Annotated in this window: 12 protein-coding genes; 3 read left to right on the top strand and 9 right to left on the bottom strand. The window is 57.9% G+C overall.

Features of this window, described 5'->3' with window-relative positions; translation table 11 throughout:
• Positions 1–44: 44 nt before the first annotated feature.
• From AC2FH6_RS08750 to AC2FH6_RS08730, 5 genes are all read right to left on the bottom strand, one after another.
• A complete protein-coding gene (locus AC2FH6_RS08750) occupies positions 45–1,322 on the bottom strand; it encodes a DUF3422 family protein (RefSeq protein ID WP_142634941.1) in 1,278 nt (425 codons plus the stop codon).
• Between the two features lie 108 nt (positions 1,323–1,430).
• A complete protein-coding gene (locus tag AC2FH6_RS08745; protein WP_142634943.1) occupies positions 1,431–1,787 on the bottom strand; it encodes a VOC family protein in 357 nt (118 codons plus the stop codon).
• 160 nt (positions 1,788–1,947) lie between these two features.
• Positions 1,948–3,402 (bottom strand): NAD(P)(+) transhydrogenase (Re/Si-specific) subunit beta, encoded by a 1,455-nt coding sequence (locus tag AC2FH6_RS08740; protein WP_496690868.1) that lies wholly within the window; start codon positions 3,400–3,402, stop codon positions 1,948–1,950.
• 13 nt (positions 3,403–3,415) lie between these two features.
• Positions 3,416–4,987 carry a Re/Si-specific NAD(P)(+) transhydrogenase subunit alpha gene (locus AC2FH6_RS08735; protein WP_496701713.1) on the bottom strand — a complete coding sequence of 524 codons (1,572 nt, stop codon included), beginning with the start codon at positions 4,985–4,987 and terminating at the stop codon, positions 3,416–3,418.
• A 128-nt stretch (positions 4,988–5,115) separates the two neighbouring features.
• The gene (locus tag AC2FH6_RS08730) at positions 5,116–5,568 is read right to left on the bottom strand and encodes a methyltransferase family protein (protein WP_496702125.1); all 453 of its coding nucleotides are present in this window, start codon (positions 5,566–5,568) and stop codon (positions 5,116–5,118) included.
• Positions 5,569–5,751: 183 nt separating this feature from the next.
• Here AC2FH6_RS08730 and kynU point away from each other — a divergent pair, with 183 nt between their 5' ends.
• Positions 5,752–6,945 (top strand): kynureninase, encoded by a 1,194-nt coding sequence (kynU, locus tag AC2FH6_RS08725; protein ID WP_496702123.1) that lies wholly within the window; start codon positions 5,752–5,754, stop codon positions 6,943–6,945.
• On the opposite strand, the gene AC2FH6_RS08720 is transcribed toward kynU, so the two are convergent.
• Positions 6,938–7,504, bottom strand: a complete 567-nt coding sequence (locus AC2FH6_RS08720; protein WP_246097152.1) for a TetR/AcrR family transcriptional regulator — start codon at positions 7,502–7,504, stop codon at positions 6,938–6,940. The two genes, kynU and AC2FH6_RS08720, sit on opposite strands and share 8 nt — an antisense overlap.
• Positions 7,505–7,618: 114 nt before the next feature.
• Here AC2FH6_RS08720 and AC2FH6_RS08715 point away from each other — a divergent pair, with 114 nt between their 5' ends.
• Positions 7,619–8,083: a (2Fe-2S)-binding protein gene (locus AC2FH6_RS08715; RefSeq protein WP_142634955.1), complete on the top strand. Its 465-nt coding sequence runs from the start codon at positions 7,619–7,621 to the stop codon at positions 8,081–8,083.
• A gap of 3 nt (positions 8,084–8,086) precedes the next feature.
• Positions 8,087–10,327, top strand: coding sequence for a xanthine dehydrogenase family protein molybdopterin-binding subunit (locus AC2FH6_RS08710; protein ID WP_496702121.1), 2,241 nt, complete (start codon positions 8,087–8,089; stop codon positions 10,325–10,327).
• Positions 10,328–10,369: 42 nt separating this feature from the next.
• On the opposite strand, the gene AC2FH6_RS08705 is transcribed toward AC2FH6_RS08710, so the two are convergent.
• From AC2FH6_RS08705 to AC2FH6_RS08695, 3 genes are all read right to left on the bottom strand, one after another.
• Positions 10,370–11,149 (bottom strand): gamma-glutamyl-gamma-aminobutyrate hydrolase family protein, encoded by a 780-nt coding sequence (locus AC2FH6_RS08705; protein WP_496694845.1) that lies wholly within the window; start codon positions 11,147–11,149, stop codon positions 10,370–10,372.
• Between the two features lie 220 nt (positions 11,150–11,369).
• Positions 11,370–11,795 carry a GlcG/HbpS family heme-binding protein gene (locus AC2FH6_RS08700; RefSeq protein ID WP_271950308.1) on the bottom strand — a complete coding sequence of 142 codons (426 nt, stop codon included), beginning with the start codon at positions 11,793–11,795 and terminating at the stop codon, positions 11,370–11,372.
• Between the two features lie 25 nt (positions 11,796–11,820).
• The gene (locus AC2FH6_RS08695; protein WP_496702118.1) at positions 11,821–13,953 is read right to left on the bottom strand and encodes a malate synthase G; all 2,133 of its coding nucleotides are present in this window, start codon (positions 13,951–13,953) and stop codon (positions 11,821–11,823) included.
• Positions 13,954–14,046 lie beyond the last annotated feature (93 nt).

The following is a 14,046-nucleotide window of genomic DNA, read 5'->3' as shown; positions in this document are numbered from 1 at the left end:
CACCTGTCAGTTCTACAGCCTAGGGAAGGTTTAGCAAACGCGGATTAGGCCAACCGCTTTCGTATATGCCTGATACCCAGCCAGACACACAGGACAACCGGCAAGGTTGCCGCCGCGGTCAGCATCCCCTTGCTGATCCCGGTGGCGGTCAACGGGTACAACAGATAGCTGGCCAGTGAGACCGCATAATAGCTAATCGCCACCACGGAAAGCCCCTCGACTGTGTGCTGCAACCTCAGGGCCAGATCAGCACGGCGGTCCATACTTTCCAGCAAGGCCTGATTCTGGGCGCTGCGTTCCACATCTACCCGGGTCCGCAGCAACTCACCCCCCCGGATCGCCCGGTCGGACAAGGTCTGCAGCCGACTTTCCGTGGCTTTCACTGTCCGAATTGCGGGCTCATACCTGCGCATCATGAAATCAGCAAAGGACTGACGGCCCTCGAACCTTTCCTCGCGCAATACCTCGATCCGTTGGTTCACGATGGCCTCATAGGCCCCGGTAGCCCCAAAGCGAAATGCGCATCGGGCAGAAAGTGTTTCCAATTCGATGGATGTTGACAGCAGATCCGGCAGTAGTTCGTCAGGATGCGCCGAGTTATCTGTCATCTGCCCCATAAGCCGGGTCAGCTTTCCATCCAGCTCTCCGATTTTCGGCATCAGTTGCTTGATTCGAGCAAAGCCCAACATGGACATGGCTTTGTAGGTTTCGATCTCGCACAGGCGCTGGATGATGCGCCCGGTTCGGCGCTGTCCTGTTCCCTTGGTCACGAAGAGCGCGAAGCGCATATGCCCAGCCGGATCAATCCGAAAGTCACTGGCACAAATCGCAGCATCATCCAGCACGCGCGCAACCGCAAGGCTTTCGGGTTCGAACCATTCGGCCAGCGCGGCTTTTACCGCCTCATCATCTGGTCTTTCAGTCACCCGAACCATGGCCGAGGTTATCCTCTGGCCCGGGCTGGCCATCAGCCAATCAGGTGGGAAAGCCTCAAAATCAGCGGGGTTGAAGGCCCGGTCACTGACATTCCGGGTGATCGCCGTATAGGTCACAAATTCCGTGTGCTGCTCCCACTTGAGCCAGTGACGCCCGATCTGACCAGCGTAATGCGTCGCGTCCGGCTGCGGGTGCTGCGCACCGTGTCGGTCCAAAAGATTGACCAGATGGGCAATGTCTTCGCTCCGGTCCCGCGCTACCGCCGCCACGGGTTTCTTGATGGCCAAAAACGCAACGGTGCATGGCGTCGAGGCCACGGGAAACGGGCGCGCATGCAACTCGTTGGCCAGCGAATAGCGCAATGGATGATCGTCGATCGGCGTCATTGAATGCTCCGGCGTTGTCCGGCGCACTATACGACAGTTCAAAAATACATCAATTATCTTTTTATTTCAATAGCTTACATGGATACTACGGTATACAAACCCCTTATGTCATTGATTTGGCTGCCACAGTTCGATTGGGTTGCCCTCAGGGTCGTGAATACGTGCGAATTTTCCAACCTCGCTATCCCATTCCGGATTGGTCTCGACGGCAATGCCTGCGGCTTGCAACTGGGTCGTCATGGCAGACAGATCGTCGACCCGAAAATTGATCATCCACTGCTGCTCGGCGCGGCCAAAATAATCGGTGTCCTGCGCAAACGGGGCAAAGACCGTATAGCCTTCGCGCTGTTTCCAGGGGACGGGATCGTAATGATGAACGCCAAGATGGGTCTCGTACCAATCCCGCAGCGCTTCCGGATCTCTGGCGCGAAAAAACACGCCACCTATGCCGTTGACCTTTTCCATGGGGCACCTCCTAGTCTCTCTATAATAGCCCAAGGATACCACATTCCGTCCGCCTCATCTGGCCAGAAATTTCCTGGAGGCTTGGGGGCAAAGCCCCCAACATGACAAACAAGAAAAGGGCGCCCGAAGGCGCCCTTTGCATTTTGGTTGAGGCTTTAGATCAATCGATCATCGGCAGCAGCTTGTCCAGCGACTGTTTCGCGTCGCCATAGAACATGCGGGTGTTCTCTTTGAAGAACAGCGGATTTTCGATACCCGAATACCCCGTACCCTGACCACGTTTGGACACGAACACCTGCTTGGCCTTCCAGCATTCCAGAACCGGCATACCGGCGATCGGGCTGTTGGGGTCTTCCTGCGCTGCAGGGTTCACGATGTCGTTCGAACCGATGACGATGGCAACATCCGTTTCCGGGAAGTCCTCGTTGATCTCGTCCATTTCCAGAACGATGTCATACGGCACCTTGGCCTCGGCCAGCAGAACGTTCATGTGGCCCGGCAAACGACCGGCAACCGGGTGGATCGCAAAGCGCACATTCTTGCCCTGCGCCCGCAGCTTGCGAACCAGTTCGGACACCGATTGCTGTGCCTGCGCCACGGCCATGCCATAGCCCGGAATGATCACCACGCTGTCGGCGTCATTCAGGGCTGCGGCAACACCGTCGGCCTCGATTGCAATCTGCTCGCCTTCGACAGCCATCTGCTCACCTTGCGGACCACCAAAGCCACCCAGGATCACACTGACAAAGTGCCGGTTCATCGCCTTACACATGATGTAGGAGAGGATCGCACCGGACGAGCCCACCAGCGCACCGACCACGATCAGCAGGTCGTTGCCCAGCGAAAAGCCGATGGCCGCAGCCGCCCAGCCTGAATAGCTGTTCAGCATCGACACAACCACCGGCATGTCGGCACCGCCGATGCCCATGATCAGGTGATAACCAATAAACAAGGCGGCCAGCGTCATCAGGAACAGGGGCAGGAATCCGCCCGTGGACGTGTACCAAACCAGACAGATCAGCGAGAGCCCCGCCGCAGACGCATTCAGCGCGTGACCACCGGGCAGTTTGGTTGCCGTCGATGTAACCTTGCCAGCCAGCTTGCCATAAGCCACGACCGAACCGGTAAAGGTGATCGCGCCGATGAAGATGCCCAGGAACAGTTCCACGTGCAGGATTGCCAGCTCTGCCGCTGTCTTCTTGGCGATCAGCTTGGCAAACGCGCCCAGGTCGGACAGGTCGACGTCTTTGGCGGCATCAACAACCGCAAAAACTTCGGCGACATTCTTGATTTCAAAATGCGCGTTGAAACCCACGAACACAGCCGCCAAACCAACCAGCGAATGCATCGCAGCCACAAGCTGTGGCATCTCGGTCATCTGGACGCGCTGCGCCACATATTGACCGATCAGACCACCACCTATGATCAGCAGCAGTGACAGCAGCCACAAGCCCGAACCGGGGCCGACCAGCGTAGCGAAAACCGCCAGCGCCATACCGACGATGCCATACCAGACAGCGCGCTTGGCGCTTTCCTGGTTCGACAGGCCGCCAAGCGAGAGGATGAACAGAACAGCCGCAACAACGTAGGCGGCAGTGGTGAAGCCATAATCCATGTGCCCGGCCTCCTTAAGATTTCTGGAACATGGCAAGCATGCGCCGAGTTACGAGGAAGCCACCGAAGATGTTGATCCCGGCCATGAATACGGACAGAGCCGCCAGCAGAATAACCAGGAACGACCCGGATCCGATCTGCATCACTGCGCCAACGATGATGATCGACGAGATCGCGTTGGTAATCGCCATCAGAGGCGTGTGCAGGCTGTGCGCGACGCCCCAGATCACCTGGAATCCCACGAAGATCGCCAGCACAAAGACGATGAAGTGCTGCATGAAGCTGGCCGGAGCAATCAGACCGATCAACAGCATTAGCGCACCGCCGATACCCAGCAAGGTGAACTGCTGTTTGGTTTGCGCCTTGAAGGCCGCAACTTCCTGCGCCTTTTTCTCCTCCGGGGTCAGCTCCCTGACCTCAGGCTTTTTCTGAGCGGCAATCGCCTGAACTTTCGGCGGCGGTGGCGGGAAGGTGATTTCACCTGCATGCGTCACGGTTGCGCCGCGGATCACGTCGTCTTCCATGTCATGGTTGATCTGACCGTCCTTTTCAGGCGTCAGGTCTGTCATCATGTGACGGATGTTGGTTGCGTAAAGCGACGAAGACTGTGCCGCCATCCGGCTTGGGAAATCGGTATAGCCGATGATGGTCACGCCATTATCGGTCACGATCTTCTCGTCAGCAACGGTCAGCTTGCAGTTGCCGCCTTTTTCCGCCGCAAGGTCCACGATCACCGAACCCGGTTTCATCGCTTCGACCATGTCCTTGGTCCAAAGCTCGGGCGCTTCGCGGTTGGGGATCAACGCGGTGGTGATCACGATGTCCATTTCCGGAGCAAGCTCGCGGAACTTGGCCAGCTGTGCCTCGCGGAATTCATCGGACTGAACACTCGCGTAACCGCCGGTTGCCGCGCCGTCCTGCTGGTCTTCTTCGAAGTCCAGATAGACGAATTCGGCGCCCATGGATTCAACCTGCTCCGCCACTTCGGGGCGTACGTCGAACGCATAGGTGATCGCACCCAGAGAGGTCGAGGTGCCAATGGCGGCCAGACCGGCCACACCGGCACCTACGATCAGAACCTTGGCAGGCGGTACTTTACCAGCAGCCGTCACCTGACCGGTGAAGAACCGGCCAAAGTTGTTACCCGCTTCGATCACCGCGCGGTAGCCCGCTATGTTGGCCATCGACGACAGAGCGTCCATCTTCTGGGCACGACTGATACGCGGCACCATTTCCATGGCGATCACGTTGGCGCCCTTGGACTTGGCGGCCTCCATGCCCTTTTCATTCCCTGCGGGGTTGAAGAACGAGATCAATGTCTTGCCCTTGGCAAGACGCTTCAGCTCGGTTTCATTTGGCTGACGTACCTTGGCGACGATGTCGGCGGCTTTCCACAGCGCCGCCGCGGTTCCGATAACCTCGACACCCGCCTCTTTATATGTGGCGTCCGAGAACCCGGCCGCAGCGCCGGCCCCTTTCTCGATCAGGCACTCATACCCGAGCTTTTGCAGTTGACGGGCTGAATCCGGAGTCATCGCGACCCGGTTCTCACCGTCAAATGTTTCCTTTGGCGTTCCAATCTTCAACGGCGCGTCCCCCTAATTTTCGGTCAGTTCGCAAGGATAGTTGGCATTCTATCTGAAGAACCAGTTTTAACTGCGCAAGATTATTTCGCAAGCGCAGCATTGTTACGTCGTGTAAAATCCCGTCCACCTCAGATCCAGCGGCGGGTTTGCCTTTCATATCTGGCGAAATCCGTGCGAAAGGCACGGCGCATACGGTTTTCTTCCGGCACAATAAACCTGCGTTCCAAAATCCAGACAAAAACAGGCATCAACACCAAGGACAGCACCGCGTCGAAACGCAGAATCAAGCCGGCCAGAATAAGTACATCGCCAACGTAGATCGGATTGCGGCTGCGCTTGAAGATACCTGTTTGAACCAGACTCGATGGAGTTTCATGCGGCAGGACGGTTGTTCGATGTCGACGAAACTCGGCAATCGCCAGCACGACAAGAACGACGCCGCCCCCGATCAGAAGGCCGCTGAGCAGGTCGGTAAACCCGCTGGCCAGCGACAGACCGAAGGACGCATAGTTCGCCTGCAGCCAGGCGAGAACGGCAAAGGCCGCCAACCAAGCGGGCGGGATGTCGAGTTTGCGCTTCATGCTTGCTCCTTTGGTCCTGCGGTATGGATGTCGCATTTGTCGGGGTATGTACCGCTTTGCATCCACGAAAGCAAAACCACAGTTAGTCGCATCTGTGCATTTTCGGCCGAACGCGTAGACACGGCAGAACTGATCAGATAGCCCTTTAGTCAGACATTTGTCAGAATTCTGCACAGGACCTCCATGACTGATTTCGCTGCAACCAAAGCCATGTTCGATCTGCCGAATGGAACCATTTATCTGGACGGCAACTCGCTTGGCCCATTGCCACGTGCTGCCGCCGAACGGGTGAGTGGAATGATGACACACGAATGGGGTCAAATGCTGATCACCGGTTGGAACAAGGCCGGGTGGATGGGGCTTCCGACCGGGCTTGGCGACCGTATCGGACGGTTGATCGGGGCGGAACCGGGTACCATCGTGACCGGCGATACCCTGTCGATCAAGGTCTATCAGGCTGTTGCCTCGGCGCTGGAGCTTTGCCCCGACCGCAAGGTTGTGCTGTCTGATAACGGCAATTTCCCTTCGGACCTTTATATGGTCGACGGTCTGCTGCGTTCACTCGGATCGGAGTACGAATTACGGGTGGTCGCACCCGAGGATGTTGCCGAAAACATCACCAAAGACGTCGCGGTTCTGATGCTGACCGAGGTCGATTACCGGTCTGGCCGGATCCATGACATGAAGGCGCTGACGGAACAGGCCCATGCGAACGGCACAATAACCGTTTGGGATTTGGCCCATTCCGCAGGGGCGATCCCGGTTGATCTGTCCAGCTGCAATGCGGATTTTGCCGTTGGCTGCAGCTATAAGTATCTGAACGGAGGCCCTGGCGCGCCGGCGTTCATCTATGTGGCGCCCCGCCATGCGGATCGCGTGCGCCCTGCATTATCCGGGTGGCTGGGCCATGAAGCCCCGTTCACGTTTGATCTAGATTACCGCCCCGGACAGGGTATCGAACGGATGCGTGTCGGCACACCTCCGATCATCCAGATGACCGCGCTGTCTGCGGCGATGGACATCTGGGACATGGCCAACATCATGGACGTGCGCGCCAAGTCAATCGAACTGACCGAGCTGTTTATTTCGGGCGTCGAGGCCACCTGCCCTGACCTGAAACTGGCCAGCCCCCGCGACCCTGCGCAGCGTGGCAGTCAGGTTTCATTCCGTTTCGCCGATGGCTATGCCGCAATGCAGGCCTTGATCGCGCGCGGCGTGATCGGTGATTTCCGCGCCCCGGACATCATGCGCTTTGGGTTCACCCCGCTCTATATCGATGAGCAGGATGTAAACGGCGCGGTGGACATTCTGGCCGACATCATGACCAACCGGTTATGGGACGCACCGGAATTCAAAGTCAGACAGCGGGTTACCTGATTTCCAACGCTGCACCAATCATGGCGGCAAGGTTCGAGTTCATCCGGTCGAATTCTTGAAAATCCGTCGCGCTGATTTTGTTTCCCCGCAGCGCAGAGGCAATGGTCTCCGCAGTTTCTCTTGCGCCATCAAACAAACGGGCACGATCATTCGACGCTTCTTTCTGTAGCCACCCGGTATATAAAGATTGCAGCCGGGCCTCGCCCTGCGTGATGATATCCGAGGCCAGCGACTTTCCTGCATCTAACAGTTCCATCCCGTGTGGAGAGGACATGATCTGAGCCATACCATCGGTCTGCACGTGGATTGCCTGGCCGATGATCTGCGAAACCGAGCCGTCTGCCTGCAGGGCTTTCGCAACGGCTTCGATCTTCTCCTCATAGTGCAACTCGGTGAGTCTGCGCAGGATTGCCTCTTTGTTGTCGAAATACAGATACAATGCCGGGCGCGAGATCCCCACGCCCTTTGCGATTTCATCCATCGACGTCTTTTTAAAGCCGTAAGCCGCGAATGCCTTACGCGCCGAATCCAGTATGGCAAGGCACTTTGCGTCTAGCACGAAATCTCTCATCTGAACCTTTTGACACTTTTCACTCAATTTGTCAGTTGACACTCTGACACTCACACCCATTTATGTCAGAACGTCACTAAATGCCAAGAGGGAGACGCAGCTATGACGGCCAGCTTAAAGATAAATGGGACGTCATATAAGGTCGATCTACCCGAGGATGTCCCCCTTTTATGGGTTCTGCGCGACGAGATCGGACTGACCGGCACCAAGTTTGGCTGCGGGGTTGCGGCATGCGGCGCCTGTACCGTTCATATAGACGGAGAAGCCGTGCGCTCTTGCCAGGTTGCCTTGTCCGATGTCTGGGGTGACGTCACCACAATCGAAGGTCTGGGCAGCCCGGATGCGATGGCCAAGATACAGCAGGCCTGGGTTGACCATCAGGTTGCGCAATGCGGTTATTGCCAATCGGGTCAGGTCATGCAAGCCGCCGCGCTATTGGCCGAGAACCCCAGCCCCACGGATCAGGACATAGACGATGCGATGCAGGGCAATCTGTGCCGCTGCGGCACCTATCCCCGTATCCGTGCCGCGATCCATGACGCAGCCTCCAGACTGAAGGAGGCATAAGCGATGGCTTCCGTAGGAAAAATTCTTCGCCGCACGTTTCTTATCGGCTCAGCCGCCATTGTTGGCGGCGTCGCGTTTGGCGCCTATTATGTCAGCCGCCCGGCAGCCAACCCGCTGAAGCCTGGCGATGGGGAAACCGCGCTTAGCCCGTTCATCCTGATTGATCAGCAGGGCGTAACCCTGTTCGCGCCACGTGCCGAGATGGGACAGGGCGTAATGACCACTTGGGCAGCCCTGATTGCCGAAGAACTGGACGTCGAATTGGACGATATCCGGGTCCTTCACGGGCCTGCGGCAGCCGCCTATTACAACTCGGCCATTTTGGGTGAGAGCCTGCCGAACAAGGGATATGACATCTCGAATTTCCAGCACAATCTGGCACAGTCGCTGGGCGTTCTGGGCAAGGTTGTCAGTCTGCAGGTCACAGGCGGCTCGACCTCGATGCGCGATGGGTTCGAACGCATGCGGGAAGCCGGGGCCACAGCCCGGGAAACGCTGAAACAAGCAGCGGCTGATCGTCTGGGCCTGGAGCGTGACCAGTTGAAGACCGAAAACGGCGCCGTGATCGCGCCGGACGGGACGCGCATTCCCTATACTGAACTGGCTGAGGCCGCCGGACAGATCGAGCCCATGCAGGTCGAGCTGCGCGATCCCTCAGACTGGCGTTTGCTGGGACAGAACCTGCCACGAGTCGACATGGTTGGAAAATCCACGGGCACGGCTGAGTTCGGCATTGACGTGCGCCCCGAGGGTCTGAAATTCGCGTCGGTTCGGATGAACCCGAAACTGGGCGGTGCGATGAACGGCTTTGACGCCAGCGCTGCGGAATCCATGCCCGGCGTAGAGAAGGTGGTCGATCTGGGCAACGGCGTGGCCGTTATTGCCAATAACACCTGGCTGGCCATTCAAGCGGTTGAGGCAATAGACGTCGATTGGGCCGACGCCCCATACCCGCCGGATACTGACGGTATATTCGCAAAAATTGCCGAGGCGTTTGACGACTCGCCAAATTCGACCATGCGTGACGATGGCGATGTTGAAACCTTGCCCGAAGGGGCCACCGAAATTACCGCTGAATATCAGGTACCCTATCTGGCGCATTCCACGATGGAACCGATGAACGCCACCGCGCTGTTCACTGGTTCCAACCTCGAGCTGTGGTGTGGCAACCAGGCGCCGACCTTCCTTCTGACCCGCGCTGCAAACACGGCGAATTTGGATAAAGAAGCGGTCGAGATTCACACCACCTATCTTGGGGGCGGATTTGGTCGTCGTGGAGAGCTGGATTTCATCGAAATCGCCACCAAAGTCGCCATGGCCATGCCCAATACTCCGGTCCAGACCACCTGGAGCCGCGAGGAGGACATGCGCCATGACTTCTACCGGCCCGGTGCACTGGCGCGGATGCGTGGCGCGGTCAAAGACGGCAAGGCGGTTCTGATCGACGCCAGAGTTGCATCGCAATCCTGCACGCAACAGGCCGTGGAACGCATCTCGGGCCTGCCCGGCGCTGGCCCCGACAAGGTCCTGGTCGAAGGTCTTTTTAACCAGCCCTATGCCGTGCCGAACTACCGCGTCAGCGGCCACATCGCCGATCTGGATGTACCTGTCGGGTTCTGGCGTTCGGTCGGCAATAGCCATAACGGGTTCTTCCACGAGACATTCATGGACGAGCTGGCCCTGGCCGCCGGTCGCGACCCGCTGGAGTTCCGTCTTGAGCTGGCCCAAACCGAGCACGCGCCGTCGGCAGCTGTCCTGCAAGCCGTCAAGGAAATGTCAGGTTGGACGGGTGAAACGCCTGCCGGTTTTGGTCGTGGCGTAGCAATGACCTACAGCTTTGGCACCCCGGTAGCGCAGGTGATCGAGGTGGTCGATGAGGACGGCACCGTTCGCATCGCAAAAGCGTGGATTGCCTGTGATGTGGGTCTTGCTTTGGATCCGGGAACGGTCGAAGCGCAGATGTTCGGTGGCATGATCTATGGCCTGTCAGCAGCCGTGATGGGTGAGATCACCTTCGCCAACGGTGAGGTCGAGCAATTTAACTTCCCCGACTATGACGCGCTGCGAATGCATAACGCCCCGGTGACCGAGGTTCGTATTCTGGAAACCAACCGCCATCTGGGTGGTGTGGGCGAGCCGGGAACGCCTCCGTCGATGCCAGCGCTTGGCAACGCCCTGTTCGACCTTACCGGCAAGCGCGCCCGCAGCTTGCCATTGATCAATCAATTCAATCTGCTGGTTTGATAGCAAAGCGCCGGTCCCTTCAATCAGGGCTGGCGCAGGGACTCAGGCGGTTTGTTTAACCAATCCCGATCGCACTCCTGCGGACCAGTCGCGTGCCGCATCGCCAAACGCCTCAAAAAGCGGCCGCGAGACAGGGTCATTGACCGCGTCCCATTCCGGGTGCCATTGCACCGACAGGGTGAAACCGGGCGCGTCCTGCACATAAATCGCCTCGGGCGTACCGTCTGGTGCAGCGCCGTCAATCACAATGCGATGTCCAACAGTTTTGATCCCCTGCCCGTGCAGCGTGTTGGTCATCACCTCGGCAGCGCCCATCAACCGATGAAACACGCCCCCCTCGGTCAGGTTGACCACATGGCGCAGGGCAAATTTTTCTTCCAACGTGCCGTCGGGTGGCATCCGGTGGTTCATTCGCCCCGGCAAATTCCGGATTTCCGGATAAAGTGTTCCGCCCATGGCCACGTTAACTTCTTGAAAGCCGCGGCAGATACCGAAAAAGGGCTGCCCCCTTTCGACACAGGCCCGCACCAAAGGTAACGTGATCGCATCGCGAGCCCGGTCGAAATCACCGTGCGCTTCGGTTGCGGGTTCGCCATATTCCTCGGGATGTACATTGGGGCGTCCTCCTGTCAGCAGGAAGCCATCACAGACTTGCAACAGTTCCTCAACACAGACATACCGCGGGTCGGCAGGGATCAGCATCGGCAAGCAACCCGAGACATTGGCCACCGCGTCCGAGTTCATCGTGCCGCCAGCATGAGTCGGATATTGATCGTTCATCAAATATGAATTGCCGATGATACCGACGACAGGTCGAGCCATTATTCTTTCCTAGTTCTTTCCGCACGTTCCGGGAAAGGTATCGACAGGGTCACAGGCGCGCAATAGCACATAGCCTGTGTGTCAGCGCAAGTCTCTGTTCACTCCTGCACAACAAGGGGTCTGATCGGACCACCGCCGAATAGGCCCTATTCGCTTTGCGCGCCGCTTGTGCCTCGTAAAGATCGGAGAGCTTTTGCCGGCTCTCCGAGTTCACCAAAGGTCAAACTTCGCCAGTCAACCCGGCCGCTTCGATCCCGGCCATGGCAGCGATGGCGTCGTTATCCGACGTGTCGCCGGTCACACCGACTGCGCCAATTACGGCACCTTTTCGGTCACGCAGCAGGACACCGCCCGGAACCGGCACGACCTGACCGCCATAAACACCGTTTACGGCGGCCATGAAATAGGCCTGCGCCTCGGCGCGTTGCATCTGGGCTGTGCCCGCCATCCCCAGCATGACCGAGCCGTAGGCCTTGCCCTGCGCAATCGCAAAACGACCAGGGGCAGCACCGTCTTCACGCTCAAACGCGATGACGTGGCCACCAGCATCAAGAACGATGACCGAGAGGGGTTTCAGCCCCAACTCGCGCCCTTTTTCAAGGGCTTTGCGGATAAGGGTACGCGCTTTGCGCAAAGAAATTACCATATTCGATCCAGTCATTTCTGTTGGGTTAAAGGCTGGCTTTCATCTCCAGACGGCGGGCGTGCAAGACAGGTTCAGTATAACCCGAGGGCTGAACACGACCTTTGAAAACCAGATCACAGGCCGCCTGGAAGGCGATGCCGTCGAAACCGGGAGCCATTGGGCGATACGCCGGATCGTTATCATTCTGCCGATCGACCACTACGGCCATTTTCCGCATCGCGGCCATGACTTGCGCCTCATCGACAGTGCCATGATGCAGCCAGTTGGCCAAGGCCTGAGACGAAATCCGGCACGTGGCACGGTCTTCCATCAGGCCAACATCATTGATGTCCAGCACTTTCGAACAGCCAACGCCCTGATCGACCCAGCGAACCACATAGCCTAGGATGCCTTGCGCGTTGTTTTCGATCTCACGCGCAATCTCATCATCGCTGAGATTGCGGCCGCCCAGCAAAGGCACAGTCAGCAGATCATCCAGCGTACCACGTGCGCCACCGGCAGCCAATTCGTCCTGGCGCTCTAGGACGTTGACCTTATGGTAATGTGTTGCGTGCAGCGTCGCGGCAGTCGGCGACGGCACCCAGGCGCAAGTTGCGCCCGATTTCGGATGACCGGTCTTGGCGTCCAGCATGTCACCCATACGGTCGGGCATCGCCCACATGCCTTTGCCAATCTGTGCCTTGCCCTTCAAGCCACATGCCAGACCGATATCAACATTGCGATCTTCATAAGACGCAATCCACGGCGTGTTCTTGATGTCGCCCTTGGGCAGCATTGGTCCTGCCTCCATCGAAGTGTGGATTTCATCCCCGGTCCGGTCCAGAAAGCCGGTGTTGATGAAGGCCACGCGCGATTTGGCGGCGCGGATACATTCCTTGAGGTTCGCCGAGGTGCGGCGCTCTTCATCCATAATACCGAGCTTTACGGTATTCCGCGGCAGGCCGAGGATGTCTTCAACCATATCGAAAATTTCTACGGCAAAGGCAACCTCTTCAGGTCCGTGCATCTTGGGCTTTACCACGTAGACCGAACCAGTGACCGAGTTGCCGCCATCGCGCTGCAGGTCGTGCATCGCAATCAGAGTGGTGCACAGCGCGTCCATCAGACCTTCGCCGATCTCGCGCCCTTCGGCATCCAGAACGGCGGGGTTGGTCATCAGGTGCCCCACATTGCGGACCAGCATCAGCGACCGGCCCTTAAGAACACCAGCGCCACCGTCCGCCGCGGTAAAAGTCAGGTCATCGGACAGTTTGCGTGTAAAAGTCGTGCCGCCTTTGCAGACCTCTTCGGTCAGATCACCCTTCATCAGGCCCAGCCAGTTGCCATAGGCAACCACCTTGTCCTCGGCATCCACACAGGCGACTGAATCTTCGCAGTCCATGATCGTCGACAGCGCCGATTCAAGATGCACGTCAGCAATACCGGCCGGGTCGGTGGCGCCAATGGTGCTGGAAGCGTCAATCACGACTTTGACATGCAGACCGTTGTTCTTCAGCAGAACAAAGTCCGGGTTTTCAGCAGCACCGCCAAAACCCACAAACTGCGCTGCATCTGCCAGCGCGGGCACCAGAACCCCATTTTCAACGCGCAGTTCTGACATTTCAGCCCATGATCCGCTGGCCAGCGGGGCGGCATCGTCCAGAAACGCTTTGGCCCAAGCAATCACGCGTGCTCCGCGCGCATCATCATAACCACCACCGACGGGAAGATCGCCCATTGCGTCGGTGCCATAAAGCGCGTCATACAAGCTGCCCCAGCGCGCATTCGCAGCGTTCAGTGCAAAACGCGCATTGGTAATAGGAACCACCAGCTGAGGACCGGGAATCAACGCGATCTCGGGATCCACATTGTCAGTTTCGATCTGAAAATCCGTGCCTTCAGCCACCAAATAACCGATCTCGCGCAGGAAATCCTGATAGGCGGCAGCATTATGCGGCTGGCCATTGTTTTCCAGATGCCAGGCATCGACGCGCCCCTGGATATCGGCCCGCTTTGCCAAAAGTGTACGGTTCTTTGGGCCCAACTCGTGAACCATCTGCGCAAGCCCGTTCCAGAAGGTGTCAGCCGCAACGCCTGTTCCAGACAGAGCACGCCCTTCTATGAATTCGGTCAGAATCCCGTCGACCTTGAGTCCGCTCCGCATCTTTCTGCTGCTCATGCCACATTCCCTCGTATGTACGCCGTTGTATACAGGCCCCAATTAGGGCGGATATTTCCGATAGGCAACATGTCTTGGTCAGTTTGGGTCTTT

Source organism: Ruegeria sp. CDSC045, from assembly GCF_059610725.1.
The sequence above is the reverse complement of the archived record's forward strand: the minus strand, read 5'-3'. Positions and strand labels throughout refer to the sequence as shown.